Raw genomic sequence first — 26,511 nt, forward strand, 5'->3', positions numbered from 1 at the left:
GTCTGTCTCCTGAATGGGAATGCTTGGGCTGAGAACGTAGGTGCCGTTCGGGAGGAGGTCAAGATATAGCGCTACGCCTCAGGGCTTCTGTCACTATATCGTGTGGCAGCCACATGAGATGTGCCGTGCGGGTCCAAAGTATTGCGGTGTGGATCTGGTGCTTGGGAAATATTTGCGACAGGGCATTTGCATAGGCCCCCATCTGGCGCAACAACCCCTCGGGGCAGGTTTCAGGGCTGTTCGGAACAGTCGCATTTGATTTGAAATCAATCACTTGAACTTCTGTATCGGTAACGATCAATCGGTCGATCACCCCATGCATTCGGGCGCCGTTCAAATCGGCGGTGACCGGGACCTCGGCCAGTGCATCCGGTGCAAATACCGGATTCAGATGATCGGCGGTCAGGACGGCCTCGGCTTCGTTTAGCAACTCCTGGCGTTCCATATCCTGCATATCGGCCAACAGTCGTGTGCAAAGATGCGACCATTGCTCCTGAACAACAGCGGGTAGATGTTCCAGTAATAGGTGCAGCCGCGTTCCACGGAGTTTCGCCGCCTCTTCATCCTGCCCGTCATCTCCGGGCAAAGCCTTGGGACCCCCCAGATCGGAAGGGCTTAATGTTTCTACCGGCGTTGGTGCTGGCGGCGCTGACTGATCGAAAAATTCCGGCAGGTTTTGTTCGATATTCTGGACGCTGTCATTTTCAACAACAGGCAATACATCCCAGTCTCCATGCGCCAGCCGAAGTGTCTGGGAACCATGCATCTGAGTGGCCCCTGCGCGCGCCATCGCGGCCTCGATCATTTGATACCAGCTGCTGCCATCTTTACCCACATCTCCGGCTGCGGCGACTATCAACCACTTTTCTGCTCGTGTTAGAGCCACATAAAGAAGGCGCAGCCGTTCATTCTCCTCGCGTCTTCGAGCTTCTTCACGCGCCTTAGCAATCAGTGCGGGTGAGGTATCAGAGGGTACTTTCCACAAGGGAGTATCCCCTGCCATCATGATCTCGGCATCGCGCGGCGGCTGCCGTTTGCCAGTGTCCGGCAAAATCACGATCGGTGCTTCCAGCCCTTTCGAGCCATGAACGGTCATCACTCGGATCATGTTGCCGACACCGCTCATCTGGCGCTTGATCTCAAGGTCATCGGTTTGCATCCAGACCAGAAAGCCGGTGAGGCTGGGAATATCCGTCCGTTCATAGGCCAGCGCCTGTGACAGCAGTGCGTTGATACCGTCCTCGGCCTCGGCCCCTAGCCGTCCCAGCAGTTTGCGACGCCCGTCATGACGCGTCAGAATACGCTCGATCAGGTCATAAGGGCGCAGAAAGTCGGTCTGCCCACGCAGATCGTTCAAAACGGCCAGCGTAGCCGGGAATTCTTCGGCCCGATTACGCAGCGCGGCCCAAAGATAGGGCTCTTCTCTTCGATGGGCCAGATCGAACAATTGCTGTTCGGACCAGCCGAACAATGGGGACTTAAGGACCGTGGCCAGTGACAAGCTGTCCTCGGGTGTGGCCAGAAAACTTAGCAACGCGGCAAGATCTTTGACCGCCAGCTCCGCGCCCACTTTTAGGCGGTCAGCGCCCGCAATGGGCAGATCAGCAGCTTTGCAGGCACGAATGATCTCGGCAAACAGGTCCGAACGGCGCTGGACCAGGATCAGAAAGTCGCCGGGCTGGACCTTGCGGCGAATATAGGTGCCTTGAGTTTCTCCATCGTCGGGTATTGTCGCGCCGTCATCGATCATGTCCCGGATCGACCGAGCCACCTGCTCTGCCAGAATAACCGTATGATGCCGTGCGCCAGGTCGGTCGACCGGGTCGGTCCAATCGGTATCCTCCTCCTCCTCGACCTTTTCAACCACAGGCCACAGGTCAACACGACCGGGCAGATCGGCCTTGAATGCACGGTGCAGCGAGTCTTTGTGGAACCCGGCCTCGGCACGGTTTTCAAACAGGATATCGACCAGTCCTAGGATCGCACTGGATGAACGGAACGAATATTCTAGCGTTGAATCCCACAGTTTAGAGCCTGATTCTTGCAGCTTTCGTCCAAATTCGGCCTGCATCCGGTCAAAGGCCTGCGGGTCGGCGCCCTGAAAGGAATAGATCGATTGCTTTTTGTCCCCGACAACAAAGATTGTGCGCTCGACACCGGAACGGGCCCCCTCCCCGCTGGTGAATTCCTGCGCCAGTTTCTCGATCACATCCCACTGATCTGGGCTGGTGTCCTGCGCCTCGTCCACCAGAATGTGGTCGATACCACCGTCCAGCCGATACAGCACCCATTCCGCCACCGCCGGGTCATTTAACACCTGCCGAGCGCGCAGGATCAGATCATCAAAATCCAGCCAACCCCGCAGCTGTTTTCGCCGCTCGTACTCAGGCAGGAAAGCTGCAGCAAAGCAATGTAAAACATGGGTTTTCTGAGCAGCAATCAACGCCAGCCTCTGTTCCCGCGCGGCCTCTACCCGCAACATGAGGGCCTCAATCTGGGGCATCCGGTCGGCCAACACCCCTTCGCGTAGCGCCTTGGTGGGGAAACTGTTGACCTTGGCCGTAAACGGTTCTTTTGCGGCCTTGCCTGTAAGCAATACGCTTTCCAGCACCGCGAGGTCGCTCAGCCGCGCATCGACAAAGCCCATAAGCTTGTCAGCAGCTTTGGCGTTGTTTCCGCCGCTCTCTTTCAGGGCAGGTAAGATGGACTGGATCAGGTCGACTTCTCCACCCAGAAATACGCTTTGCAGCAAGGCTTGTTCATCAAATCCTTGTGGCAGATCAAAACGTTGCAATAAGTCCGGCCAGTGCAGAACTTCCTCAAACTGGTTTCGCCTCTGCGCGACGGCGGTAGTTAGTTTGTCAAAGCCGGTATCTGTCACAAAACGGGCCACATCCTCGATCAGTGCGGCCTGATGACCTTCGGCAAAATCCTCGATGATCTCTTCGCGCAGCAGGGCGGCGGCCCGATCTTCCATTTCGACGAACTGCGGGCTGACACCAGCCTCAAGCGGGAAGCGTCGAAGCAAAGAGGCGCAGAAGGAGTGGATCGTTTGGATCTTCAAGCCGCCAGGTGTTTCGATGGCGCGGGCAAACAAGGTGCGCGCCTGCGCCAAACGGTTGGGATCGATCACACCCGGAACACCGAGTTCTACCAGTTCTTCCTGAAGGGCGCTGTTGCCAAGCATCGCCCATTTGCCAAGACGCTTGAACAACCGGTTCTGCATCTCACTTGCAGCGGCCTTGGTATAGGTCAGGCACAGGATATGCTGCGGCTGCACGCCATCCAGCAACAGCCGCGCCACCCGGTCGGTCAGCACTCGGGTCTTGCCCGAGCCCGCATTGGCCGCCAGCCAGGTCGACGCGTCGGGGCGCGCGGCCTGAGCTTGCCGTTCGGTGGCATCATTGCGGGCGCTCATGTCAGGTCCTCCGGTGCGGTTTCTGCCGACCGATCCCACTCTCCGAAACGGGCGAGATGATCATAATCCCCGACATCCGTATCCTTGTGTAGCATCCGGCGTGACGAGAACCCCTGATCAGGCTCTAAATAGGCAGATATGAGCTCTTTCAGTTCGGCCAGTACCTTGTCGGTTGGCTCGTTCTGAAAGGGCGCGGGTACCTCTTTGTAGGTGCCGCCCATACCGATGAAAATCGCCTGCGCAACGGGAAGCGGATCGAATCCTTCGATACCGCCTTGCTCGGCCATTGCGGCTTCGATCAGCAGTTGTTTGTCGAATTTTGCCTGCTGGCTTTCCGTTGGCGGGGTTCCGGTTTTGTAGTCGATGAGCCGCAAAGTCCCTTGCCCGCTTCGATCGATCCGATCGGCGCGTCCGGCAATGGTGAAGTCCAACGGGGCCAGCGTTAGACGCATTCCAACTTCAAAGGCCACCGGCCCACCATCGGTGCGGCGGTGAATTTCGGCGGATAGAAAACTGTCGGTGATCCGCTCTAGCCGTGCCAACCACAGCTTTCGCGCTGTTGGCCATGCAACGTGTTGCAGCAGCAGGGCTTCGGCCCGTTTCAGGAAGTTTTCACGGCTCAGCAACGCCGGATCCAGAACACTGTCGCGCACGAACTGTTCCAGTACCTCGTGGATGACGATGCCACGTAACAGAGCGTCCGGTGCCTGCACTAACGGGTCAAGAGGCTTCAGGCGCAAAACATGTCGGGCGTAGATGGCGTAAGGATCGCGGATCAGACGCTTGATCTCGGTCACCGATAGCCGTCGCGGACGTGCTGCGACGGGCGGACGTGGTGACGGTCGGTGAGCCGCTGCAATTTGGGGCGCATGTTCCAGTGTTTCTGCCCAATCCAACCATTTTTGGCCACGCGCACGCATTGCCGCCAAGGCATCGGTTCCACCTTGTTCGGGCAAGCCCTGCAAAAGGTTGGTCATGCGGTTCAGCCAGCGAGAGGGTACGGTTTCCGCGTCATCCGAGCGGGTCGCGCGGGTCAGAACCACCTCCGGTGCACCTATGGCTTGTTGGAAGTCATGCGCAGATAAACCGATCCGGCGCTCGGGCAGCAAAAGACCCGCTTCGTTGCGCATCTGTCGGTTCAACCAGGGATCGGGTGCCGCAGACTCAGGCCAGCTGCCTTCGTTCAGTCCGCCCAGTATCAATAGATCTGCGCCCTGTACGCGCGCTTCAAGTGTGCCCCAGATCATCAGATGCAGGTGGGGCGCATCGCGGTCGCGGACCTCCTCACCTGCCAATAACGCGCCCAGAAGGTCAGCGAAATCATGGGCGGTCATCGCGCCGCCATGGTGGGCCTCTCCCTCCAGTGCTGCCATTACCGCAAGCGCCTTTTGGCCGGCATTTTTGTCCCACAATGTACCCGGTTCACCGGTGGCGCCCGCCGAGATTGTTTCGGCCAGTGTGCGAAGTTGCGCGACCCAGTCTGACAGCGGTTGCTCCTGTGGCCGGTATTGATCGCAGAACGCATCGATCACCCAGCTGACCCAGTCCTCGGGCGCTTCGTTGCGAATGGCAAAGGCTGTCAAGCTCACTCTGTCGGGAAAGGGCGGGCCGTGGCGGCGCAGGTCGAGTTCCAGATCGCGGGTGTGCAGCAGATGGGCGCCCCGGTCGCCGCCATCATGGCAAAGTGGATGTTTGAGCAGTGTCAGCAATGCCTCACCATCCAGACGGCGCGCGAACAACCCAGCGACATGGCGCAGAAACCGCCCGGGCGGAGACAATTGTAGCGGCAGGCCCGCGCTGTCGTCGGGCAGGATTTTCCACCGGTCCAACGCGGCGCTGACCTGACGTGTCAACATCCGGTCAGGCGTTATGAGCGCGGCGGTTTGCCCGGTCTCGGCGGCCTGACGAAGGCGCAGCGCAATGGCTAATGCCTCAGCCCGAGGAGAAGATGCTTCGATCAGTGTGACATCCTTGGTTGCACCATTCAGATCAGCTAGGTGAGGACCCTCGGTCATCCAGGCGTCAGTCACCGGGGCAGGGCGCAAGGCAAGTGAGATCAGCTTGTTACGCGCAGGTGAGGGCGCCTGTTCCGGGGTCCAAGGCTGAATCTGATCGGGACCAAGCCCAAGCCCGAGCATCAGTTTGCGGAATCGATATTGCGGATGATCCTCGGAGGTCAGGGTGTCATCTAGATTGCTCCAGACATGCTCGGGCTGGTCGAAATCATAGCCTGGCAACACCAGCGCCCCTTGCGGCAGGCGCGCGACGGCCTGCATCAGCATTAAGGTGGTTCCGCGTGACCCTGTAGAACCCGCCAATATGACCGGATGTGCAGGCGGCGAGATCTGCCAGCGCGCGATCAGGTTTTCGACCACGCGGCGTTGCCGGGCCTGCGCGTCAAGCGTATCTGCGCCAGACTCCATGAACTGATCTGTGATGCCGATAAATGCTTGTGCCCGGGCCCAATGACCGGACATGTCGCTGACATCCAGTTGCCTGATCGCCTCGGGTGAGACGCCTTCGCCCTGCATCTCGTCAATCAGCGCGGCAAGGCTGTCGGACAGATCAAAAAGTGAGGACCGCGCGGCCAGATCGGGTTGTTGATCCAGCAATTTGGCAATCAGCTGCGTCAGTTCCAGCCTGCGACGTAAGGGTGGTATTGCGGGCGGGATCTGCGCGAGATCCGCGCTTTCGCCCAGGTCGGTGACCAAAGACAACCGCGGGAGTAAGCAGGGCGGTCCTTGATCAAACAGATCACGTACCCTGCGTGCCATGCGGCGGGTGTTGATCACCAGTTGAACCCGCGCCAGAGCATCCGGCGGCCGACCATCAAACCGTTGACGCAAACCGTCTACCAACACCTTCGGGAAATCCGCGCCCGGAGGCACGGCGAACACCCGGGGCAGGGCGCTGGGCTCAAACATCGGCAATCAGCCCCTCGGCCAGATCAATACCTTCGGGATGCCCCACATCGCACCATCGACCGGGGTAGGACAGCGCAAATAGGCGATTATGCTGCAGCATCTTATCCCACAACACGTTCAAGGAAAAAACGTCCTCATGGATGTCATGCAGCCCATTGGTTTTGATTATCTGAGCCCCGCCATATATCAGACCTGCGCCTCGGGTGATCCGCCCGGTGCTGTCCTGAGTAAAATCACCCGGACCGGCATGACCAAGGGCCTGTCCGATCGGAATGCACATTAGAAGCGCATCCATTTCATCTGGATCCCAGTGGTCCCTGAGCAATTTCAGCGGGTTTGGTCCGGCCCAGATCGCATCGCTATTCAAGGTGAAGACCGGCTCGGGACCAAGCAGCGGCAACGCTGCGCGCAACCCGCCACCGGTGTCCAGAATGCGCGGCTCTTCGAGCGACAGCGCCACGTCGTGGCCCGCCAGATGATCGGCAATCTGGTCGGCGCGATAATGCAGGTTGGCGACAACACGTAATGGTCTCAGCGCATCGACCAAATCCAACGCATGGTCGATCAAAGGTCGCCCGGAGACCTTGATCAATGGCTTTGGTCGGTCTTTGGTCAAGGCCCCCATACGGGTGCCGAAACCGGCAGCAAACAGCATTGCAGCTTGGGGCGTAGCGGTCATTGCGACCTCAGCTTTGCAAGGTTCTCCGGGCTTGGTTCGGGCAGGGCGCTGCGCAAAAGACCCGCCACGGGAACCAGCGCCGGATGCTCCAGATCGCGCATCAAATGGGCCCAGGCAGCGGGGATCAGGTCTACGTAATGTGGTTTACCATAATCTATTGCCAGCCGCGCAAATCCACCCAGAATACGCAGGTTGCGCTGTGCGCCCAGAACCGCATAAGCGGTACGGAAATCGTGCCCGTCAACACCGGTTGCAGTGATATAACGGTCGATCATCCGCATCTCGATGCCAACAGGTACAGTCCGGCGCACATCCTGCAGCAGCGACATCAAATCATAGGCCGGGTGCCCTAACATCGCGCTTTGGAAATCCAGCAGTCCTACGCGCGCCAGGCCGTCTCGATCAGGCAGCCAGATCAGATTCTCTGCGTGATAATCGCGTTGTACAACAACCCGTGTCCCGCCGGTTTCGCGGTGCAGGATATCGGCAAAGCGAAGCTCGAACCGCGCGCGCGCCTCTTCATCATGTGACCCTTGAATGCCTTGAGCGTATTTGGTGAAAGAAAGCGCCGCAAGCTCAGTCATCAGAGCAGGATCATAGCTGTCGAGCGAAAGAGTGTGGGCCGCGTGAAGATGGACCAGAACATCGGTTGCCACGTCATACAGGGTGCGTTCAAGCGTTGGATCGTCTCGCAAGACGCGGGCAAACAGAGCGTCGCCCAAATCTTCGAGCAGCAGAAATCCGAATTCGCTGTCCTCTGCATAAATTTCTGGTGCACTCAGCCCGATTGAACGCAAATACTCCGACATGCGCACGAAAGGTTCGACCGACTCACCTTTGTCGGGTGGGGCGTCCATTAGAACCGCTGTGCGGCCAGTGGCGGGATCGGTCAAGCGCTCGTACCGGCGGTTCGAGGCATCGCCGGCCAAGGGTGCATGTTGCGCACCGCTCCATGGGGTCTGCGCGATCAATGCTTCTGCCAAAATGGCCCGGTTTGTCATTGGATCATCTCCAGCCTGGTGCTCCATTTCGGGTCCGACCATGTAAGTGAAACTTGCCGGGTGTCCTGATCGTCGGGGTCGGTTGCGAAATGAACAAGCAAGGCCGATTGTGGGGACAACGGACCCAGTTTTTCGGGCCACTCGATCAGGCAGATGCTGGTGTCAAATGCGTCGACCAACCCCAACTCTTCAATCTCTTCCACGGATGCAAGCCGATAGAGATCAGAGTGCCAAATTTCCCCGATCCGCGTCTCATAGACCTGAACCAGTGTGTAAGTTGGTGACGGTACATCCTCAGGCTTCATCAGCGTCGACTGGATCAGAGCGCGCGCGAAATGGGTTTTGCCGCTGCCGATCGAACCTTCAAGCAGGACGGTGTCGCCCGGTTGCAATGCACCCCCCAATCGGGTGGCGATTTCCGCAGTGTCCTGAGGGGATTTGAGAGTCATTTTCAGCGGCGCATTCATGGCGCCACAATGAACCTACGTCGGGTTGGCCGCAACCGGTTCAGGCGCTGATTTTTTGCTGCTGCGCGATGTTTTCAACGGCACTGTCTGAGGTGAAGCGAACGATGGTTGCCCCGTTTTGCATGGGACTGACTGTGCAGGTCATTGTACTGCCCGACTTTAGGGTCAGTTCGCCTGACCATTCGGCCCGGTTCTCGCGCGTGGTTACAAATTCCCGGATCTCGCCAAGGATTGGAGTGGCGGCGCAATGTTCCTGCCACTGGCGGGTGATTTCAAGAACAGTAGTAGGCTCAAACCCGACCTCGCCGCTGTCACCCCACATCAACTGGTAGGCATAGTTCGTCGTTGCCAGCGTCCCGTCATCCGAAAAGACAGCGATCGCATCAGCAAGCTTGTCCAGAATGGACTGCATCAAATCCATCTCAGCGCGGAACCTGCGCGTCAACGTAATTTCGGCGGTGATATCTTCGAACAGAAAGGCCACAGCGCCATCCGGGTGTGGGCGTCCGCTGACGGAATAGACTGAGCCTGAAGGTAATGACCAAGTTTCCTGATAGTTCCCATCCTGGGCCGCCTCCAGCAGATCATTCATCTGACGCCGCCAGCTTCGGTAGTTTTTGGGCTCTGGCATCATATGCTGATCGCGCAACCGGTCAAAAAAGCTGGACAGACTGGGGCGAAGGCTCAGAAAATCCGGCGGCAGTGAGGTCAGATCAATCAGTGCAGGATTAAACAAAGCCAACTGGCTGTTACGGTCAAAAATGGCCAGACCAATTGAGAGTTGGGCAAAGGTTTTGGTCATTGTCTGAACGAATTTGCGCTGCACGGTTTCCGCCTCAACAATCGCGTTGATATCGACGGCATAACACAACTGACCCTGGTCTTGGGCAACACGGGTCAGATCAAACCACAATCTGGATTCACTGTCTTTGATCTGAACCGAGACACGGGATTTCCGGCCCAGTTGCGCCTCGTCTGAAAGCATTGGAAAAACCGGTTTGGTCAAATCCGCATCCGGCCCCGAGATTTTCCGAGCCAGAGAAACATATGCCGCGTTACACCAACGCACCGTGTTGCATTCGCCCGACAGCCATACCGGGTAAGGTGCTTGATCCATCGCTAAACGGGTCGGGTCATTCGGGTCGGCGCGCTTTGCCGATACAGTGTCCTTCAGATCGCGCAACTGGACGCGGATCACTCCATCTATCCATTCACATGAGACTTCGCGGTCAACTGTGCAATCAATTGCGGATACAACCAGATGGCCCCGAGCCCGAACGAGTTCGGGTGTTTCCGGGAAAGAGGGATAGTCACGCTGAAGCAGCCTGTGCAGATCGGACCAGTTGGTGACGGACTCATATCCGGCCAATGCGATATCAGAGTGGCTGATCAACCTGTCCCCATCGAAAAGGAAGACCACATCAAATAGCGATCCGGGCGACGACAGCCCGTAATCTACAAACGATTTCTGGTGCCGAGGCAACAACCACAATATGGCAAAACAGGCCGATACCATGCTGATAGCGGCCAGAATGATCCAGTCGGCCATTATTCAACGCCCCTGTCAAAACAACCCGAGCCTGTATGAAGGGCAATAGTTAACGGGATCTTAACTTAGATCTGGAAGGGTTGGTTTGCGCCCGAGGGGACTGGCGTGTCGCCTGTTTGCGCATCAATCAGTTTGCGCGGCCAGATTACCTTGACGATTGCCCCTTTGCGTTCCTGCTGATCTGTCAAAGTTTGATACGGGTCTGCGCCATTAGCAAAGTAAAGCTCGGCGCCACTGCGCTCGAGCAGGGTTTTGGCAATGAACAATCCAAGCCCCATGCCTTCATATTCGGGCCGGCTGCTGCGGTCGGCCCGGCGGCGGCGCATGAACGGATCGCCAATTCGTCCGATAATGTGTGAGGGATATCCGCGACCGTCATCCATTATCGAAACACTGATCTGATCCGAGGTCCATTCAGCCTCGATCCAGACATTTGCCCGTGCAAAATCCACAGCATTCTGGATTAAATTGCGCAATCCGTGAATGATCTCGGGCTTGCGCAGAATTGAGGGTTGCTGAACATCGCCGTCGGCAACCGGCTTCTCTTCGAAATGCACTTGCTTGCCCCGGTTGATATGCGGTTCTGCAGATTCGTGGATCACCGTCGACAAAGGGGCCTGCCGGAGGTGAAGGTCATCTTTTCCGGCCCGTCCCATGTCACGCAATATATCGCGGCAACGGTCGGCCTGCTCACGGATCAAAGCCGCGTCTTCTTTCAGTTCGGGGCGATCGTCCAGCTCTTCGATCAACTCTGAACTGGCCAGCTTGATCGTGGCCAAAGGTGTCCCCAACTCATGCGCAGCGGCTGCGACGACGCCGCCAAGATCGGTGAGCTTTTGTTCGCGCGCCAGTGCCATATGCGTGGCCGACAGCGCCTCGGACATCGACTGCACTTCTGAGCTGATACGATGGGAATAGGCGCCGATGAATATAATGGCGATGATGATTGCGGCCCAGTTTCCGAACAACAATATGTCAGGGATATCCAAAACAAGGCCCAGATTGGTACGCAGCGGCAGGTGAAACTGCGCCAGCAATGTTGTCAGGATCACTGCAACGCTGCCGATGATCAGGGTCGAGCGGGTGCTCATCACATTGGCTGAAATCGTCACCGGCCCGATCAACAGTAGCGCAAAAGGATTGTTCAGCCCGCCAGTCAGATAGAGCAGTATCGACAGTTGCAGCAGGTCGAACAGCACCATCAGAAAATTCTCGAACTCGGACAGGCGCTTGTTTTCGGGGAAAAGCAGGATCGCTGTCAGATTGCCCATGACGGAAACGCCAATGGCAAAGTAACACAGGCCAAGCTCGAGCTGCACATTATAGTATTGTTGCGCGACTGTGATTGCCGTGAACTGTCCAATGATGGCCACCCATCGCAACAGGATCAGTGTCCGCAACCTGATCCAGGTGCTGCGTTCTTGCCCGCGCCAAAGGCTGGTGTTGGAATCCGTCATCTGTCGATTATGTCCTATTGCGTCGGCCCACAACGTTGATAGGAGTGCCGACCGAACCGATCAACAACCTTCGTCTCAGGATAGCCGTCATGCTCCGTCTTTATGCCATACTCGCAACTGTTGTTTTGGCCGTTGGTCTGGGTGCAATGTGGCTGCTGACACGCAGCGGTTCGGATGACAAGTTTGCCCAGTGCCGCTCAAGCCAGATCGCAGGCGGCAGCGCTGCGATCGGTGGACCGTTCGAGCTGGTCAACAGCAAGGGTGCAACGGTGACTGACGTGGATGTGATCACCGAACCAACGTTGATCTATTTCGGATATACGTTCTGCCCCGATGTCTGCCCTTTCGACATGTCCCGCAATGCCGAAGCGGTTGACCTGCTTGCCGAACGCGGCCAGTCGGTGACTCCCTTGTTTATTTCAATTGACCCTGACCGCGATACGCCCGAAGTATTGGATGATTACGCGTTCAACCTGCATGAACGTATGATCGCCCTGACTGGCTCAGCCGAACAGGTAAAAGCCGCGAGCAAGGCCTACAAAACCTACTACAAAGCGCATGACAAAAGCGATGAGTACTACTTGGTCGATCACTCGACTTTCACATACCTGGTCACGCCCGAGGACGGTTTCCTTGAATTCTTCAAGCGTGATGATACCGCCGAACAGATGGCGGACAAGGTTGGTTGTTTCCTTGACAAGATCTAACGCGCAACAGTCGGTTTGACCTTTGGAATGGCGCTGCTATTACTCATGTTAAAGCCAAAAAGCGTGAAATAGCGGAAAGACCCACATATGGCAGACAGTTCCCAGCTTGAAATCGGCCCCGATAAATCGCTGCTTCTGGTAGATGATGACGAGCCGTTTCTGAGACGTCTGGCCAAGGCCATGGAAAAACGTGGATTCGACGTTGAGACCGCAGGCTCTGTCGCAGCGGGCCGCGCCATATCGACCGCACGACCACCCGCATATGCTGTGGTTGATCTGCGGCTTGAGGATGGCAACGGGCTTGATGTGGTCGAAGTTCTGCGTGAAAAGCGCCCGGACAGCCGGGTTGTGGTTCTGACCGGGTACGGAGCCATCGCCACTGCAGTCGCAGCGGTCAAGATTGGCGCAACCGATTATCTGTCCAAACCCGCCGACGCGACTGATATCACCAACGCATTGTTGGCAAAGGGTGACGAAATGCCCCCGCCGCCGGAAAACCCCATGAGTGCCGACCGTGTTCGATGGGAACATATCCAGCGTGTGTATGAGCTGTGTGATCGCAATGTCTCGGAAACAGCGCGCCGCCTGAACATGCACCGCAGGACGTTGCAGCGGATTTTGGCGAAGCGCAGCCCACGATAGGTCATCTCATAGGTAAATTTGCAAATCCTGAGGTATATCGCAGAGCAACTGCGTTTCTCAGAAGCTCCAGGTGTCTTTCAGTAGTTGAAACCAACTAGGTCGAAAACTCGGGGTAAAGGGATATCTTGATGGAATCGAACGCGCCCAGTGCCTCAGATATTCTCAAAAACTACCACCATCAAAGGCATTTTTTGCAAATCGTTCATATGCCGGCGTTTGATCCGCCAGTGCGTACATTTCTGTATATGAAAAATCATAAATGCGCCTGTTCAACGGTTATTGCCACTTTGCTGCACAGGTTGAATGCGCAGGCCGGTGGTTCAATGCAGATTGATATGAAAAGCATACACAACCCGCCGAAATCGCTGATCAAGACTGGAAGGAAGGCGTTGGATGTCCCGTCAGCAATTGAAGCGCTAGAAGAAAGGACGCGGTTTTGCTTCTCGGTCGTTCGTCACCCGACTGCGCGCACGCTCAGTGCTTTTTTTGGGTATCTATTAAAAACCCCGGGTCAAAAAGAGAAGTTTCTGCGGCATGTTGGTAGAGAACCAGATGGCGATCTCGGATTGTCAGACTTTCTCGACATCATTGCGCATGACGAAACTGCGCGTGACTTGAACCGTCACTGGCGTCCGCAACGCAAAGAAATCAGTTTTGATTTCATCGATTTCGATTTCATTGGTCGCGTTGACGATCTGAATACGGCGGTGGAGCATATCTCTTATGAGATTTTTGGAAACCAAACTGAGATGCAGGATACCCGCAGCTCATTAGGGCACTCTTCTTCTTCCAAAGACGCCATACAGAGCTTGACGAGAACTGATCATATGAACCTTGAATCCGCGTTCTCGATGGATTTTGAGATGTTCGAAAACGTAAAAACACGGTTTAGCTGACGCTGAGCGATATTGGCCGTTTGATCCAAGTTCGCTGTAAAAATTGATATTTAACGAACTCGAAGCTTCTACGAAAATCCATGAGCCGTTTTTTTGGAATCAAGACTTATCTGGAGACAATGCAAGAGTTTGACTGGAGGCGTTGTACCAAAGTTTGGAGACTGCACGTTGGCTAAAAACCTACCGCCGTGTGTTTCGACGGATATTGGCAAAGCGAAACCCGCAGTAAAATAACCAGTTGCACTCCTCGGTGCTGTTAATTGCTCAAAGTGGGGCCTCATGTGGATCGATACCATGCTTCTCGCACAATCGATGCAGAAAGCACCCTTCGGGTATTTTCCCACCAAAATTGCGCCTGATCACCGCTCTTAGATTGGTAGAGTATAGATGAATCGAAAGAGCCCTTTTAGGGATCTCGATTTCTGATCGGGTCAATAAGATGTCTCTGTGACGCGCTTTAACGGGATATAATACGTCGCTTCTGGAAGCATGTATTGCTTCACCAGTTTCCCCCAAAAAGTACTGCAAGGCCCGAGGACCATATGTTCCCCAAGGGAAAAACTCAGGCTGAATAGGAAGATTCTTCTCCAGGTGTCTCCGACGAGTCGGCTGGTCCCACCAAGGAGGGAATTCATTATCGTTTGCTGAGAATTCCAGCATCTTTTTGAGGGTATTACTGTCTTTTGGCAGCGCAAGCACGCCATTTAGAATGTTTGAGCCTACCCTTCCAAACAGATAACCATTCGTAGTTATTAGGGGTTTTAGCGCGTAAGCGTCTGTATCTGCCCAAATAAAGTTGGTTTTCTCGAGAAGATGTAGTCGAAAAATGTCGGAATGTAGTGCTGGACTTCGCCGGACAAAACCGTTTCCAACTCTTTGAAGCAGAATTCGCTCTGGATCGTATACGCTTCGGGCGTCGGCTTGAGTGACATACGAAGGTAAATTTTCGATTGGGCTATACGAAAATAATGTGACCCGTTGACTAATATCATCAAATGATTTGAGGCAAAGAAGGTCTAAAAAGCTCAGGCGTTTGCCAATCCATAGCGACGCCACCTGACTGCGTTCCATAAAAAACCTCTAAAGTAGTTTTGCGTATGACATACATGAAGCATGTTGACAACGGATCTGAATGGGCACCGTTTGAAGATATGATATCGATGCAGGATTTGACTAACTAAGTGTGAATTAGAGATATCCTGAGCGCTTTGGCTTGATCCGATGTCCAATCATCAAAAAATCGCGGCAATCAACTAATTTTCTCAATTTACCATAGTGTTGTACGCCCTTCTGCTGCCTGAATAACCCAAGGACGCAGACCGCGTCCGCTATGAGCCTATTTTACGGGTTTATGAGCTGCGCGATCGGAATGTCACTGAAACAGCCCTGTGCCTGAAAATGCACTTCCGTACGTTGCAGTGGATATTGGTGAAGCGCGATCCTCGATGACAATTTCAAGTTTGTAAAAAATTTTTCCAGAAGATTGGTATCATATCCCAACTGAGTTGAACTGTTGATATTCTGTAAACAAAATTAACGCAATGTGAACAATGTGTTCAAATCGTGTTTAGATTCTCTGTGACATCATCGCGGTGTTGTAGTTGCAACAATGCCGTCAAGTAAGAGGCAGGTCAGGCAAACCGTTCAGAGGATCAAGCGATATGAAGCCGGACATGAGACCAAACCCTTCGCAGAAAGCAATCGAAAAGCTCTTCGAATTAGGCATCGATTTTCCCGTAGTGGGACCACCTGAAGATGCCGGTATGCCCGAGCTTCCTGAGCATGTGTTCCCCATTGAAGCGCCGGATTTGCCGGATCTTACTCTTCCTGAGGAAGCAATGGCTGATATTGAGATTCCTGCAGCCATTTTGCCAACAGATATCTTCGACTTAGGCTAAGTGGTCGATCGAGGCTGCAGACTTTGGTAAAGGGTGTATGTTTGTCCGCCGAAGGTGATGTCATCCGGTGGGCAATAGAGCGATTCTACGTCTGTAACGATAATTGCCAATGCCGTTCGGAAAAATCGTTGCGTACTAAAGGTCGTTGCGTAATTGAGCCAGCGGTCAAAACCGGCCCCAAATCCCCAACCGACGCATTACTGGATCGCCCACCGAGAACTATGGTTTCAAATTCGGAGACCTTGTAGTCTTCGGTGCCTCAATTCGAGAACTGATTTTTTTCGAGTAAGTTACCCGATCACTCAGGCTATGTTGGAATTTTCCGATCTTTATGCCGCTTTGCAAATCAAGGTGTGGGATGTTGTTATCGCTCCAGAATACTCTGCGCATAAACCTTGAGGCAATGTGAGTGAGCGTGGGAGACATTGGGAATTGCCAGTAACGCGTCCATTTTCGCTTGCAGCCTGTCACCCATCGCCAGCATTCTGTCATCCACGATACTGTTTTGATTGTATTTCTTCCAATACTGTTCGCGAAACCGGCTGTACCGGTCAGGTGCATCAATTGGTTTAGTGCCCTGACCCCGTAGGCGCTTTAGCTCGAAACTGTCGCGTGTTTTCACCGGGTAGTGAAAAACGGCCGCCCAATCGTGCGAGATTAGATTTTTGGGCGCGGCCCCAAATGCGTGTCTCCGACGCACGCCAGAGCGATAAATATCGTCATGCATGGGATATCCGGATGCGTTGATGAATTGCCCCCCGTCTTGCTGAAACCCTCTGTATAAATGGGGTCGATGAATACCGAACCCGCGTATCTTTTCGGAGGTCTGAAAGAGCGTCTTATAGCGTTGATGCAGGCGATGGTCATTCTCGGCGCGTCTCAGAAAGCGCTGGGTGATCAGTCCGGGCTCCCAGGTCGCATGATGCCCGTCTCCGAAGATCAGCCAGTTCACCGCGATACCTTCCGCTTTTCCATGACAGCGATTGATCAGATCTGAGACTTGATTGTTAGGACCTGAACAGTAGAGGAATTCGTCACTATCGAGCCACATCAACCAATCGGCATAAATGAGCGATGGATGCAAATAGGCCTTCTCAGCGGCCTCATGTTGGGGGATATCGCCCGGATTCAGATCTTGCAAAAAATGAGAAATAACCCCGTTTTTATCAAGCACATCAAGCAGTTCGGTCGTACCGTCGGTTGAATTATTGCTGTAGATCAGGATCGGATCGAACCCGATCAGCAGATGATAAGCGACCCACTCAAGAATGAATGGCCCTTCATTCTTTGCGCAGGAAAACAACCCAACATTCATGCCGGTTCGACCCCAGGTTTGTTCATGGTCGTTGATCCTTGATGCACAGCCTACCTTCTGAAGATGATATTGCGCTGGGTTTGAAAGGTATTTTCATATCCATGAGCTGCCAGAGCAGCAAACAGGCTTTTCGCACCTGTACCGAGATTGACAGTTTCCAGTTGTAAATAGCACGGGAGCGCGTTGTCGTTGGCAGCCGCAAGGAAGGGCGTGAGGATGCGCGGCTCGTGCCCTTCAACATCCAGCTTGATAAAGTCCGCTCCGTATAGATGTTTTAGCTCTAACAGTGTCCGGGTTTGCACTTGAATGAGTTGGTATTTTGACTTGTCCACGCATGCCATGTCATTCGTCAATCGCCCTTCACCCAGATTGGTGGCGGTATCGCCGCGAAGCTCTATCGAAAGCGCAGCTTCGACAGATTCGTCCGAGATGGCGAACGTGTTCAGATCGACGTTGCCGAAACCGTTCAACGCACAGTTTCTAGACAAGCGATCCGCCAGCACCGGGTTTGGCTCGAACGCAGAAATTTGGGATTCTGGGCCGAGGATTGACGCAAAGAACAACGAGTAAAGACCAAAATTAGCGCCAATATCCAAGACCTTGAGCGTTTTCCCTTCAAAGGTCTCTTTCAGCCAATTCAGCTCAAGCTCTTCCGGAGATCGCCCTTTTCGCCAGAGTACAAACTCACTGAAATTGTCATAGGGATGCAGATGGATGTTCAAGTTTCGGTAGGTGACCATCTGCGGCAGTAGTGATTTTCGGATCAGATTGCGCACCCGACCGCGGCCTGTGAGGTTGTAGGCCTCACGTAAGCAGGCGTTGGCGTAATCCAATCTCGCCTTCGGTACCGATACCTGACTGTCTGCATCGCTCATTAGAACCTGTGCCCGGCTATAGTCTTGTTTTGATGGCAAATTAGCACAGGCCGCAACTCCGATCTATCGGTGACTTAGAGGCTGTCCAGCAACTCCTGATGCCGTTTGGTATATGCTTCTCTTACCTCGATGGGAGGGCGCAGCTTGATCTGCAGCCCCTCCAGAATTGGCTTGTCGGGGCGGCCGAAGAATTTTGTCGCCTCAGTATCCGAAAAGCCCGCGATTTGTGTCGCTTCCATCCAGGCGCTGATCTTGTCGGCTTTCTTGATCTGGCGCTTCACCGTTTGCGGCACCGCGGCAGGCAACCCGAAACGGATATGGATTGCAGCTGCCAACCGGTCGTCCAGCGCGCCATAATCCGGGCCGACCGCAGATTTGACCGGGGAAATCATGTCTCCGATCACATATTCGGGCGCGTCGTGTAACAGTGCGGCTAATCGCCATTTTGTTGGTGCATTTGGTGCGATGCGGCCAAAAAGCTGTTCCACCAGCAAGGAATGTTCGGCCACGGAATAGGCGAAATCCCCGTTGGTCTGACCGTTCCAACGTGCTACAAAGGCCAGCCCGTGGGCGATATCTTCGATTTCGATATCCACCGGTGTCGGGTCCAGTAAATCCAGCCGACGACCCGACAGCATTCTTTGCCACGCTCTGGGTTGTGTTGCCATTTTGCCATGCCTTGTGAACTAGGACACGTTTAATCCGTGTTCTTATGCTATGATGTACCTGTCAGGATCACATGCTGCCAACAGTTTCTTGAGCATTCGTGCTTTGAACCGGTGCGATACGATCCCGACATTAAGGACTGAGGGGGGTGCAGACTCCTCCCAGTTGCGCCCCTCTCGAAGCGAAACTCGTATCGAAAGGAGCTTGTTATGTTCAAGCGTTTATTTGCTACCGCCCTCGCCTTTGGAATGGCTGCAACTGCACCGCCTGCATTTGCACAAAATTGTGCAGAACGCGAGCACGTGATTACCAAACTGCAAGACAGATATGCCGAGGAATTAGCCTTTGGTGGTCTTCAGAAGTCTCGTGGCACACAGTCGGTCATGGAGGTTTGGACCTCGAAGGAAACAGGAAGCTATACCGTCCTGGTGACCCAAGCAAACGGCATCAGTTGCATTGTCGCCGTTGGCACGGATTTTTTTGAAGCGATCCCAAAGATCAAAGTTGAGGGTACGCCAAGCTGATATTTTCAGTGTCAGGAATTAACCCCGGCCACCTGCGTTGCCACCTGCCCCAATGAATGCTAGGGCAGCCCGGATCAAGATTTACCGGAGTGGAGCACCTGATGGCCGGGGACTATATCGTCAAAGACATTTCGCTGGCCGGGTTTGGCCGCAAAGAGCTGGATATCGCCGAAACGGAGATGCCAGGCCTGATGGCCCTGCGCGCAGAATATGGTGAGAGCAAACCACTGAGTGGTGCCCGGATCGTGGGTTCGCTGCACATGACTATTCAGACCGCAGTTCTGATCGAAACGCTGGTGGCGCTTGGCGCGGATGTGCGCTGGGCATCGTGCAATATCTTCTCAACGCAGGATCACGCGGCCGCTGCAATTGCCGAGGCCGGCATCCCGGTCTTCGCGATCAAAGGCCAGACGCTGGAAGAGCATTGGGATTACCTGGACAAATCATTCCTGTTCGAAGATGGCCCGAACATGATCCTCGACGATGGTGGCGACGCCACGCTGTATATCCTGCTGGGCGCACGGGCCGAGGCAGGTGAGGACATCATCCCTGTTCCGGGTTCGGAAGAGGAAGAAGTGATTAAAAAGCAGATCGCCAAGCGCATGGCCGCGTCTCCAGGCTGGTTCACCAAAATGCGCGACCAGATCCAAGGCGTCTCTGAAGAAACCACCACCGGTGTGAACCGCCTGTATCAGCTGGTAAAAGATGGTCACCTGCCATTCCCGGCGATCAACGTGAACGACTCGGTCACCAAGTCGAAATTTGACAACAAATATGGCTGTAAAGAGTCGCTGGTAGACGGCATCCGCCGCGCCACCGACACCATGATGGCCGGTAAGGTTGCCGTAGTCTGCGGGTATGGCGACGTGGGCAAAGGCTCGGCTGCCTCGCTTCGCGGCGCTGGTGCGCGCGTGAAAGTCACCGAAGTTGACCCGATCTGCGCCCTGCAGGCTGCAATGGACGGGTTCGAAGTCACCCTGCTGGAAGACGAAGTTGCCAGCGCGGATATCTTCATCACAACCACCGGCAACAAGGACGTGATCCGCATCGAGCATATGCGCGCGATGAAGGACATGGCCATTGTTGGCAACATTGGTCACTTCGACAATGAAATTCAGGTCGCCAGCCTGAAGAACCACAAATGGACCAACATCAAGGAACAGGTTGATATGATCGAGATGCCTTCGGGCAACCGCATCATCCTGCTGTCCGAAGGCCGCTTGCTGAACCTCGGCAATGCCACGGGGCACCCCTCTTTTGTGATGTCGGCCTCGTTCACCAACCAGGTTCTGGCGCAAATCGAACTGTTCACCAAGGGCGATGAGTACAAGAACGAAGTCTACATCCTGCCCAAGCATCTGGATGAAAAAGTCGCTCGTCTGCATCTGGACCGCATCGGCGTGAAGCTGACCCAGATGGATAGCGATCAGGCGGCCTATATCGGGGTGAAACCCGAAGGCCCTTACAAGCCGGAACACTACCGCTACTAAGTGCGAAAGACGCATGACCAAGCCTTCCAGACGCCGCCGATTCCTGCTTTCGGCGGCGTCTTTTCTTTTTGGCCTCTTAACGCTGTTGATCGTGTTGGTCGGAGGCGTTTGGTGGCTGCTTGCCCATCCCAACACTCCGGTGCCCCCGTACTGGAACCCGCTGCGTGAGCTGACCGTGACTGCGCCGGTGACTCCGGTCACAACCTATCAACTGAACCGAGCGCTGGCGGATGACGTCATGTGCCGCGCCGCTCTGGCTGAGGCTGGGGTACAGTTTGAACCGATGGAAGATCTGGTCGTGGAAGAGAACTGTGGGATTGCGGGGCGGGGCCGATTGACCAACTTGGTGAAAGCACGGATCGCGGCGATTGAGACCCGTTGCGCCACCACCTTACGGCTTGCCATGTGGGAACATCATGTGGTGCAGCCTGCCGCAGAGAAGGTATTAGGTACCGCAGTCAGCCGATTGCGCCAGATTGGCAGCTATAATTGCCGCCGGATGCGCACCGCGCAAGGACAAGACAATGGTTGGAGCAGCCACGCCACTGCAGACGCGATCGATATCGTCGGGCTGGACCTCTCGGATGGGCGCAGCTTGAACCTGCTGTCTGACTGGGGCACCGACGGCCCCGAGGCCGATTTCCTGCGTCGGATCGGGCGCGGAGCCTGTGACTGGTTCCGCGTGGTCCTTGGCCCCGACTTCAACCGCTTACATGCCGATCACTTTCACCTGCAGGGGCCTGGCTGGGGCTACTGCCGATAGTATCTCAGCGCAACGCAGGAATGAAATTTCCGCGGCCCTGCGGTGTAAGATCCAGCACATTCCACAACGGCCAAGCCGCATCCACGTGCCGGGGATGCCAGTCGCTGGGTTCAAAGAACAACTCGGAACTCCAGAAGTGATGAATACCATCTGGCAGGCGCTGAAAGACATTCAGGATAGGAAGCTGATCACCACCCTCGGTCTGGGCCAGATAGTCACTCTGGTAATTCGTTCCCAATGCAGAATAGAGCGGCAGCGCATTCCAACCCATCTCATCCTTGAGCGCCGAGAGTTTTTCGGGCGTATTCTGCGCCACAACGGCAACCGAGGCGTTCTGTATGAGATGGTGGATCTGAGAGTTCAGTCCATCCAGAAACGCCGAACACATAGGGCAGGGGCGTTCCGCATTAGGTCCGTACATCAGCGAATAAATGATCAGCGTGTCCTTATCACCAAACAGCGAAGACAACGGCGCACCCTCGCCGGCCAGATCTTGGAACGCATAATCGTCGGGGATTTTGCCCCCGGTTGGAAGAGAACGGCGCAAGGCCGCAACCTCTTCAACCTTTGCTCTCAGGTCCCGCTCGGCAGAAAGGAGTGCGTTACGTGCGGATCGATATTCAGTGGTTTCATTGGGCAGGGAAACGGGCATGAGCACCTCCGGGAATCATAATTAACAAAAAAGTTAAATAATAAATCTGGAAAAATCAAATCGAGGAGTCCCGCAAAGTTCAGCCTAGGGGGAAACCTTGTGATTTTTCCCTTTTGGGAATTTCGCTGACAAGGCTAGTCTCTTGCGCATCGGTAAAAACTTCCGTGACGATGGATTAAGGAGACTGGGACATGGGCAAACGCGACGAACTGATCGCCAAATACGCTGAAGATCTGAAAGGCAAATGCGGGATGGACCCCGATTTGGACCTGCTGACCAAGGTCACCATCGGTTGCGGTCCGGCGATCTATGACGCGGATGCGTCGACAGTGGCGGCCAGCCAAGAAGGTGAGCTTGAGACGGTCAAGAACAACTTCCTGATCAAAAAGCTGGGCCTGTCCGACGGCCCCGAGTTGATGGAAGGGATCAACAAGGCCATGGAAACCTATGGCATGTCCGAGCGGAATAAGTATCGCGCCGTGGTCTATTACATGCTGACCAAGCATTTCGGCAAAGAAGCGGTCTATAGCTGATTCAGCCTGAAACCAACTTAGCACCCGTCGGTCCTACCGGCGGGTGTTCTGTATTTGAATGAAACTCTAAACACTTGGCGTTTGAAGCGCGGTTCTGAAATCGGCTAAGGTCAGGTCATGACCAGGACGGTCAGAACCAACAGATTTCCGTATGCGTGTGGTGAGTTTGGGAGCACGCGGGGTAGGGAAGGTTCTGCATCCGTCAGGACCTTCCCTTTTTATTCAATCTGCTTCGGTCTGACCTAGTCCGCAGATCACCTGCCATTCTGCATCGCTGACCGGCTGCACCGACAGGCGCGAGTTCTTGACCAGAACCATTTCAGCCAGACGTTCATCTGCCTTGATCTGATCCAGCGTAACAGTGGTGGAGAATGGCCGGACGGCCTTGATATCCACGCATTCCCAGCGCTCATCATCGGTGGTGCTGTCGGGATGGGCCTCGGCGCAGACCTCGACAATGCCAACAATCGCCTTGTCCTTTTGCGAATGGTAGAAAAACCCCCGATCACCGATCTGCATCTGACGCATGAAATTGCGGGCCTGGTAGTTGCGGACCCCGTCCCATTCCTCGCCTGCATCCCCTTTGGCAACCTGCTGATCCCAGCTCCAGGTCGAGGGTTCGGATTTGAACAGCCAGTATGCCATCAGCCGATGACCTTCTTCCACGGGATCAACTCGACCGAGTCGAACAGCCCGGCCAGCGCATAGGGGTCATTTGCGGCCCAGGCCTCAGCTGCGGCCAGATTCTCGACATCCAGAATGACCAGCGATCCGATCATCGCATCACCTTCCAGCAACGGCCCGGCCTGCGCCACCACACCAGTGTCATCGATATAGGCCAAATGTGCCGCGCGGTTGTCCAGCCGGGTTTGCAGGGCTCCGGCTTTGTCACGGGCGATCAGGGCGATGAGCATATTATTCCTCCTTGAGTGGGCGACCCAGCAGGGCCTGAATCGCGTCGGTGACACTGTATGCACCGCTGCTGAGTTTCGCCACCGTTGCGCTGATCGGCATGTCCAGCCCTTCGCTGGCGGCGATCGCGGACATGGCCTGTGCGGTGGCGACGCCTTCGACAGTTGTTGTGCTGTCAAAAGGTTTGTTTAGACCCAAACACAGGCCAAAACGGTAATTTCGCGATAATTCGGACGAGCAGGTCAATACCAGATCGCCCAGCCCTGACAGCCCCATCAGCGTATCCGGTTGTGCGCCGCGCAGCGCGGCAAAGCGCTGCATCTCGGCAAATCCGCGTGTGATCAATGCAGCGCGGGCGCTGTCGCCAAGGCCTGCGCCAATGGCCGCGCCGCAACCGATAGCCATCACATTCTTTAGCGCGCCACCCAACTCGGCCCCGATGGTATCGGCGGTTCGATAAAGACGCAGGTTGGTGGTTGTCAGCTCTTGCTGAAGCGCCTCGCCCAGTTCGCCATCAGCACAAGCCAGCGTTAGCGCCGTGGGCAGACCGCGCGCGATGTCGTCGGCAAAGCTGGGACCGGTTAGCAGGGCCGGTTGAGCGTCCGGCACGGTTTGACGGATGACGGCGACAGGACCCAGACCCGTCGACAGTTCGATCCCCTTACAACAGGCAACCAGAACCTTCCCGCTCAGCCGTGCTGCGTGAAGTTTCAGGGCACTACGCAGTTTTTGCATTGGCACGGCAAGTAGTAGGACATCGGACCGCACCGCCTGTTCAATCTCGGCAGTCACCGTGATGTTGGCAAGCAGCGTGACGCCCGGCAGGCGATCGACATTTTTGCGCGATTGCTGCATTTGCCTTGCCTGATCGGAATTCCGCGACCAAAGCGTAACGGGGCCATTTCCCGCCAATGATATGGCCAAAGCGGTTCCAAAGGCACCTGATCCAAGAACTGAAACGCTCATGCCTTGGCTCCTTTCTTGCCGCCACCTAGCATCGATGGGCTGGTTTGATCCAAGGGCCAGCGGGGTCGTGCCGTCAGGTCCAAGCCATCCCGCGCACCTGCACGGAATCGCTCGATACCCGCATAGGCAATCATGGCGGCATTGTCGGTACATAAGGCCAAAGGTGGGGCGGTAAATCGGGTACCCATTTCCACAGAAACAGTCTCTAACGCTGCCCGTATGGCGGTATTTGCAGCAACTCCACCGGCAACGGCGATAACCGGTTCAGCCGGTGATGCCTCAAGATACAGTGTAATCGCGCGGCGGGTTTTCTCGGCCAGAGTATCGACGATTGCCTGTTGAAATCCGGCACATAGATCGGCGCGATCCTGCCGGGTCAGTCCCCCCTTCTCGGCTACGATCTGATCCCGCATCCGCATCAGCGCGGTCTTGAGCCCCGAGAAGGATAAGTCACATCCTGGACGATCCAGAAGGGGCCGGGGAAAGCGGAAATGTTTGGGATCGCCCACACGGGCCTCGGCCTCGACCGAGGGGCCGCCTGGCTGCGGCAGACCCAGCAGACGGGCGGTCTTGTCAAAGGCCTCTCCGGGGGCATCATCGATTGTGCCGCCGAGACGGGTAAATTGCTCCGGTCCATGCGCGATCAGGTATTGGCAGTGGCCGCCTGAGACCAGCAGCATCAGGTAGGGAAAGGCAATTCCGTCGGTCAGGCGTGGCGTCAGCGCGTGTCCGGCCAGATGGTTCACCCCGATCAGCGGCAACCCGGTCGCCGCACTCAGACCCTTTGCGCACATCACGCCCGACATCACGCCGCCGATCAGGCCCGGCCCGGCTGTCACGGCGATTGCATCCAGATCACATAAGCCAATTTCGGCCTGTGTTAGAGCCTGTTTGACGCAAATATCCAGCTTCTCGGCATGCGCACGCGCTGCGATCTCGGGCACAACACCACCATAGGCGCTGTGCAATTCAGTCTGACCATGTACCACGGATGACAAGATCTCAGCCCGTGCGCCTGTGCACTGCCGCACCACGGCGGCAGCGGTATCGTCGCAGCTGCTTTCCAGTCCGAGGACGGTAAGTGTTTGCACCATAGGCCTGATCCGTTGCATCATGATTGCCAAGCGGGGTATCACCCCGCGCGGACGCAAACAATCCCAAGGCCGAAGGCGCCGACCGTTGTATTTGTTGATGACCCGCCCTCGCGCCGCCTCGGACAGGTTCGTAGCGCAACTGCCAGACCACATTCGGTCGCAAGTCGCGGTTATCCATTCACCCTTGTTAAAGATCGAACCGTTGGAGGTCGCGGTTGAGTTCGATGATTCTGCTGGGCTGATCTTTTCCTCGGCAAATGGCGTGAACGCCGCTACCCTATTAATTGTGGATCGCAGCCTGCCCGCCTATTGCGTTGGTCCGGCGACCACGCAGGCCGCGCAGGACGCGGGATGGGACGCGCAGAATCTGGGTGCGACGGCAGAAGCGCTGGTGGCCAATCTGCTGAAACTCAAGCCACGCAGCCCGCTGCTTCATCTGCGCGGAGAACACAGCCGTGGCAACGTGGCCGAACGTCTGACGGAATCCGGCCTGACCACCCGAGAACAACCGATCTATCGGCAGCAGCTTTTGCCGCTGAGTGATGAGGCGTCACAGGCCGCCGAGGGCAACCAACCCATTATCGCCCCGCTATTTTCGCCCCGCACAGCGCGACATTTTGCCGACGTTTGGGCCGGATCTGCGCCTTTGTGGCTGGCCGCGATCAGCGAGGCCGCCGCGGAACCCCTTAAAACACTGCGTTTTGAACGGCTGAAGATCGCGGATGAACCGACCCCGGATAAAATGCAGAAAGCCGTGAAAAAACTCTTGAATCACGTGATGCGGGTTGAGAGCGCGCCGGGTGCGGATTAACTTGGGTAAGTCTGTTGTTCATGTGTTTTGGGAATCGATAAGGGGATTAACGCGGTGGCTGATAAGAAGAAACCCGATCAGGAGCCGGTCGAAGACCCCAGCGTCGAAGAGGTGGCAGAGGCCACTGAAACCAAAAGTGAAGCAGTCTCGGATGAGAATTCCGTTGACGCGGAGGATGCTGCGGACGAGCTGACTTCCGAAGCCGAAGCCGAAGCCGAAGCCGAAGCCGAAGCCGAAGCCGAAGCCCAAGCCGAAGCCGAAGCCGAAGCCGA

25 protein-coding genes and 2 pseudogenes are annotated in these 26,511 nt (G+C 55.6%); 11 read left to right on the forward strand and 16 right to left on the reverse strand.

Features of this window, described 5'->3' with window-relative positions:
• Window positions 1-58: 58 nt before the first annotated feature.
• From addA to regB, 7 genes are all read right to left on the reverse strand, one after another.
• Complete coding sequence (gene addA / locus ACRZ91_RS14580; RefSeq protein WP_480906566.1) at window positions 59-3,418, reverse strand: double-strand break repair helicase AddA; 3,360 nt, start codon at window positions 3,416-3,418, stop codon at window positions 59-61.
• Window positions 3,415-6,342, reverse strand: a complete 2,928-nt coding sequence (gene addB, locus ACRZ91_RS14585) for a double-strand break repair protein AddB (RefSeq protein ID WP_480906569.1) — start codon at window positions 6,340-6,342, stop codon at window positions 3,415-3,417. Before addB ends, addA begins: the two co-directional genes overlap by 4 nt.
• Window positions 6,335-7,021: a nucleotidyltransferase family protein gene (locus ACRZ91_RS14590; RefSeq protein WP_480906572.1), complete on the reverse strand. Its 687-nt coding sequence runs from the start codon at window positions 7,019-7,021 to the stop codon at window positions 6,335-6,337. The genes addB and ACRZ91_RS14590 overlap by 8 nt, the downstream gene beginning before the upstream one ends.
• On the reverse strand, window positions 7,018-8,022 hold the full coding sequence (locus tag ACRZ91_RS14595) for a phosphotransferase (protein ID WP_170773544.1): 1,005 nt from the start codon (window positions 8,020-8,022) through the stop codon (window positions 7,018-7,020). Before ACRZ91_RS14595 ends, ACRZ91_RS14590 begins: the two co-directional genes overlap by 4 nt.
• Window positions 8,019-8,489: a tRNA (adenosine(37)-N6)-threonylcarbamoyltransferase complex ATPase subunit type 1 TsaE gene (tsaE, locus tag ACRZ91_RS14600; protein ID WP_480717006.1), complete on the reverse strand. Its 471-nt coding sequence runs from the start codon at window positions 8,487-8,489 to the stop codon at window positions 8,019-8,021. The genes ACRZ91_RS14595 and tsaE overlap by 4 nt, the downstream gene beginning before the upstream one ends.
• Window positions 8,490-8,529: 40 nt before the next feature.
• Window positions 8,530-10,038: a PAS-domain containing protein gene (locus ACRZ91_RS14605; protein ID WP_480906575.1), complete on the reverse strand. Its 1,509-nt coding sequence runs from the start codon at window positions 10,036-10,038 to the stop codon at window positions 8,530-8,532.
• Between the two features lie 65 nt (window positions 10,039-10,103).
• Window positions 10,104-11,495 (reverse strand): sensor histidine kinase RegB, encoded by a 1,392-nt coding sequence (gene regB / locus ACRZ91_RS14610; protein ID WP_170471155.1) that lies wholly within the window; start codon window positions 11,493-11,495, stop codon window positions 10,104-10,106.
• Between the two features lie 89 nt (window positions 11,496-11,584).
• On the opposite strand from regB, the gene ACRZ91_RS14615 reads away from it, so the two are divergent.
• The 3 genes from ACRZ91_RS14615 to ACRZ91_RS14625 all read left to right on the forward strand — a co-directional run bounded on the left by ACRZ91_RS14615 (window position 11,585) and on the right by ACRZ91_RS14625 (window position 13,740).
• Window positions 11,585-12,202 carry an SCO family protein gene (locus ACRZ91_RS14615; protein ID WP_480906578.1) on the forward strand — a complete coding sequence of 206 codons (618 nt, stop codon included), beginning with the start codon at window positions 11,585-11,587 and terminating at the stop codon, window positions 12,200-12,202.
• 87 nt (window positions 12,203-12,289) lie between these two features.
• The gene (locus ACRZ91_RS14620) at window positions 12,290-12,844 is read left to right on the forward strand and encodes an ActR/PrrA/RegA family redox response regulator transcription factor (protein WP_480456943.1); all 555 of its coding nucleotides are present in this window, start codon (window positions 12,290-12,292) and stop codon (window positions 12,842-12,844) included.
• A 128-nt stretch (window positions 12,845-12,972) separates the two neighbouring features.
• Complete coding sequence (locus ACRZ91_RS14625; RefSeq protein WP_480655724.1) at window positions 12,973-13,740, forward strand: sulfotransferase family 2 domain-containing protein; 768 nt, start codon at window positions 12,973-12,975, stop codon at window positions 13,738-13,740.
• A gap of 264 nt (window positions 13,741-14,004) precedes the next feature.
• On the opposite strand, the gene ACRZ91_RS14630 is transcribed toward ACRZ91_RS14625, so the two are convergent.
• A complete protein-coding gene (locus ACRZ91_RS14630; RefSeq protein WP_170773519.1) occupies window positions 14,005-14,811 on the reverse strand; it encodes a hypothetical protein in 807 nt (268 codons plus the stop codon).
• A gap of 234 nt (window positions 14,812-15,045) precedes the next feature.
• On the opposite strand from ACRZ91_RS14630, the pseudogene ACRZ91_RS14635 reads away from it, so the two are divergent.
• Together ACRZ91_RS14635 and ACRZ91_RS14640 are read left to right on the forward strand one after the other, a co-directional pair.
• Window positions 15,046-15,189: pseudogene (locus ACRZ91_RS14635) on the forward strand (two-component system response regulator); the annotation flags it as partial.
• A gap of 212 nt (window positions 15,190-15,401) precedes the next feature.
• Window positions 15,402-15,638 (forward strand): hypothetical protein, encoded by a 237-nt coding sequence (locus ACRZ91_RS14640; protein ID WP_480906582.1) that lies wholly within the window; start codon window positions 15,402-15,404, stop codon window positions 15,636-15,638.
• 364 nt (window positions 15,639-16,002) lie between these two features.
• Here the strand turns inward: ACRZ91_RS14640 and ACRZ91_RS14645 are convergent, their stop codons facing one another.
• The 3 genes from ACRZ91_RS14645 to ACRZ91_RS14655 all read right to left on the reverse strand — a co-directional run bounded on the left by ACRZ91_RS14645 (window position 16,003) and on the right by ACRZ91_RS14655 (window position 18,496).
• Window positions 16,003-16,953, reverse strand: a complete 951-nt coding sequence (locus tag ACRZ91_RS14645; protein WP_480906585.1) for a glycosyltransferase family 2 protein — start codon at window positions 16,951-16,953, stop codon at window positions 16,003-16,005.
• Window positions 16,954-17,003: 50 nt separating this feature from the next.
• Entirely contained in the window at window positions 17,004-17,675 is a 672-nt protein-coding gene (locus tag ACRZ91_RS14650; RefSeq protein ID WP_480906588.1) for an FkbM family methyltransferase, read from the reverse strand.
• Between the two features lie 227 nt (window positions 17,676-17,902).
• Window positions 17,903-18,496 carry an HD domain-containing protein gene (locus tag ACRZ91_RS14655; RefSeq protein ID WP_170542466.1) on the reverse strand — a complete coding sequence of 198 codons (594 nt, stop codon included), beginning with the start codon at window positions 18,494-18,496 and terminating at the stop codon, window positions 17,903-17,905.
• A gap of 207 nt (window positions 18,497-18,703) precedes the next feature.
• Here ACRZ91_RS14655 and ACRZ91_RS14660 point away from each other — a divergent pair, with 207 nt between their 5' ends.
• The 3 genes from ACRZ91_RS14660 (at window position 18,704) to ACRZ91_RS14670 (ending at window position 21,271) form a co-directional block, all read left to right on the forward strand.
• Window positions 18,704-19,018, forward strand: a complete 315-nt coding sequence (locus ACRZ91_RS14660) for a hypothetical protein (protein WP_480906591.1) — start codon at window positions 18,704-18,706, stop codon at window positions 19,016-19,018.
• A gap of 101 nt (window positions 19,019-19,119) precedes the next feature.
• Window positions 19,120-20,508, forward strand: coding sequence for an adenosylhomocysteinase (gene ahcY / locus ACRZ91_RS14665; protein ID WP_010443016.1), 1,389 nt, complete (start codon window positions 19,120-19,122; stop codon window positions 20,506-20,508).
• Window positions 20,509-20,521: 13 nt separating this feature from the next.
• Complete coding sequence (locus ACRZ91_RS14670) at window positions 20,522-21,271, forward strand: extensin-like domain-containing protein (protein WP_480906594.1); 750 nt, start codon at window positions 20,522-20,524, stop codon at window positions 21,269-21,271.
• A gap of 4 nt (window positions 21,272-21,275) precedes the next feature.
• Here ACRZ91_RS14670 and ACRZ91_RS14675 read toward each other — a convergent pair whose 3' ends face one another.
• Complete coding sequence (locus ACRZ91_RS14675) at window positions 21,276-21,923, reverse strand: DUF899 family protein (protein ID WP_480906597.1); 648 nt, start codon at window positions 21,921-21,923, stop codon at window positions 21,276-21,278.
• 191 nt (window positions 21,924-22,114) lie between these two features.
• Here ACRZ91_RS14675 and ACRZ91_RS14680 point away from each other — a divergent pair, with 191 nt between their 5' ends.
• Window positions 22,115-22,456, forward strand: a complete 342-nt coding sequence (locus ACRZ91_RS14680) for a DUF2853 family protein (RefSeq protein ID WP_480906600.1) — start codon at window positions 22,115-22,117, stop codon at window positions 22,454-22,456.
• 222 nt (window positions 22,457-22,678) lie between these two features.
• On the opposite strand, the gene ACRZ91_RS14685 is transcribed toward ACRZ91_RS14680, so the two are convergent.
• The 4 genes from ACRZ91_RS14685 to tsaD are packed head-to-tail and all read right to left on the reverse strand — an operon-like array spanning window position 22,679 to window position 25,428.
• Window positions 22,679-23,101, reverse strand: coding sequence for an EVE domain-containing protein (locus ACRZ91_RS14685; protein WP_480906603.1), 423 nt, complete (start codon window positions 23,099-23,101; stop codon window positions 22,679-22,681).
• Window positions 23,101-23,370 (reverse strand): YciI family protein, encoded by a 270-nt coding sequence (locus ACRZ91_RS14690; protein WP_480906606.1) that lies wholly within the window; start codon window positions 23,368-23,370, stop codon window positions 23,101-23,103. The genes ACRZ91_RS14685 and ACRZ91_RS14690 overlap by 1 nt, the downstream gene beginning before the upstream one ends.
• Before the next feature lies 1 nt (window position 23,371).
• Entirely contained in the window at window positions 23,372-24,334 is a 963-nt protein-coding gene (locus ACRZ91_RS14695; RefSeq protein ID WP_480906609.1) for an NAD(P)H-dependent glycerol-3-phosphate dehydrogenase, read from the reverse strand.
• On the reverse strand, window positions 24,331-25,428 hold the full coding sequence (gene tsaD / locus ACRZ91_RS14700) for a tRNA (adenosine(37)-N6)-threonylcarbamoyltransferase complex transferase subunit TsaD (protein ID WP_480906611.1): 1,098 nt from the start codon (window positions 25,426-25,428) through the stop codon (window positions 24,331-24,333). Before tsaD ends, ACRZ91_RS14695 begins: the two co-directional genes overlap by 4 nt.
• Before the next feature lie 97 nt (window positions 25,429-25,525).
• Here tsaD and ACRZ91_RS14705 point away from each other — a divergent pair, with 97 nt between their 5' ends.
• Entirely contained in the window at window positions 25,526-26,239 is a 714-nt protein-coding gene (locus tag ACRZ91_RS14705) for a uroporphyrinogen-III synthase (RefSeq protein ID WP_480906614.1), read from the forward strand.
• A 54-nt stretch (window positions 26,240-26,293) separates the two neighbouring features.
• Window positions 26,294-26,511: pseudogene (locus ACRZ91_RS14710) on the forward strand (hypothetical protein); the annotation flags it as partial.

Source organism: Ruegeria sp. O11, assembly GCF_056535285.1.

Coding starts and splice junctions, on each gene's coding strand:
- ACRZ91_RS14695 (WP_480906609.1), bottom strand. CDS start 24,334: ATGAGCGTTTCAGTTCTTGGATCAGGTGCCTTTGGAACCGCTTTGGCC.
- ACRZ91_RS14645 (WP_480906585.1), bottom strand. CDS start 16,953: ATGAATGTTGGGTTGTTTTCCTGCGCAAAGAATGAAGGGCCATTCATT.
- tsaE (WP_480717006.1), bottom strand. CDS start 8,489: ATGAATGCGCCGCTGAAAATGACTCTCAAATCCCCTCAGGACACTGCG.
- ACRZ91_RS14660 (WP_480906591.1), top strand. CDS start 18,704: ATGTTCAAGCGTTTATTTGCTACCGCCCTCGCCTTTGGAATGGCTGCA.
- ACRZ91_RS14705 (WP_480906614.1), top strand. CDS start 25,526: ATGACCCGCCCTCGCGCCGCCTCGGACAGGTTCGTAGCGCAACTGCCA.
- addA (WP_480906566.1), bottom strand. CDS start 3,418: ATGAGCGCCCGCAATGATGCCACCGAACGGCAAGCTCAGGCCGCGCGC.
- ACRZ91_RS14670 (WP_480906594.1), top strand. CDS start 20,522: ATGACCAAGCCTTCCAGACGCCGCCGATTCCTGCTTTCGGCGGCGTCT.
- ACRZ91_RS14690 (WP_480906606.1), bottom strand. CDS start 23,370: ATGCTCATCGCCCTGATCGCCCGTGACAAAGCCGGAGCCCTGCAAACC.
- ACRZ91_RS14685 (WP_480906603.1), bottom strand. CDS start 23,101: ATGGCATACTGGCTGTTCAAATCCGAACCCTCGACCTGGAGCTGGGAT.
- ACRZ91_RS14655 (WP_170542466.1), bottom strand. CDS start 18,496: ATGGCAACACAACCCAGAGCGTGGCAAAGAATGCTGTCGGGTCGTCGG.
- ACRZ91_RS14615 (WP_480906578.1), top strand. CDS start 11,585: ATGCTCCGTCTTTATGCCATACTCGCAACTGTTGTTTTGGCCGTTGGT.
- addB (WP_480906569.1), bottom strand. CDS start 6,342: ATGTTTGAGCCCAGCGCCCTGCCCCGGGTGTTCGCCGTGCCTCCGGGC.
- ACRZ91_RS14640 (WP_480906582.1), top strand. CDS start 15,402: ATGAAGCCGGACATGAGACCAAACCCTTCGCAGAAAGCAATCGAAAAG.
- ACRZ91_RS14605 (WP_480906575.1), bottom strand. CDS start 10,038: ATGGCCGACTGGATCATTCTGGCCGCTATCAGCATGGTATCGGCCTGT.
- ACRZ91_RS14625 (WP_480655724.1), top strand. CDS start 12,973: ATGGAATCGAACGCGCCCAGTGCCTCAGATATTCTCAAAAACTACCAC.
- ACRZ91_RS14675 (WP_480906597.1), bottom strand. CDS start 21,923: ATGCCCGTTTCCCTGCCCAATGAAACCACTGAATATCGATCCGCACGT.
- ACRZ91_RS14630 (WP_170773519.1), bottom strand. CDS start 14,811: ATGGAACGCAGTCAGGTGGCGTCGCTATGGATTGGCAAACGCCTGAGC.
- ahcY (WP_010443016.1), top strand. CDS start 19,120: ATGGCCGGGGACTATATCGTCAAAGACATTTCGCTGGCCGGGTTTGGC.
- ACRZ91_RS14620 (WP_480456943.1), top strand. CDS start 12,290: ATGGCAGACAGTTCCCAGCTTGAAATCGGCCCCGATAAATCGCTGCTT.
- ACRZ91_RS14595 (WP_170773544.1), bottom strand. CDS start 8,022: ATGACAAACCGGGCCATTTTGGCAGAAGCATTGATCGCGCAGACCCCA.
- regB (WP_170471155.1), bottom strand. CDS start 11,495: ATGACGGATTCCAACACCAGCCTTTGGCGCGGGCAAGAACGCAGCACC.
- ACRZ91_RS14680 (WP_480906600.1), top strand. CDS start 22,115: ATGGGCAAACGCGACGAACTGATCGCCAAATACGCTGAAGATCTGAAA.
- tsaD (WP_480906611.1), bottom strand. CDS start 25,428: ATGGTGCAAACACTTACCGTCCTCGGACTGGAAAGCAGCTGCGACGAT.
- ACRZ91_RS14590 (WP_480906572.1), bottom strand. CDS start 7,021: ATGACCGCTACGCCCCAAGCTGCAATGCTGTTTGCTGCCGGTTTCGGC.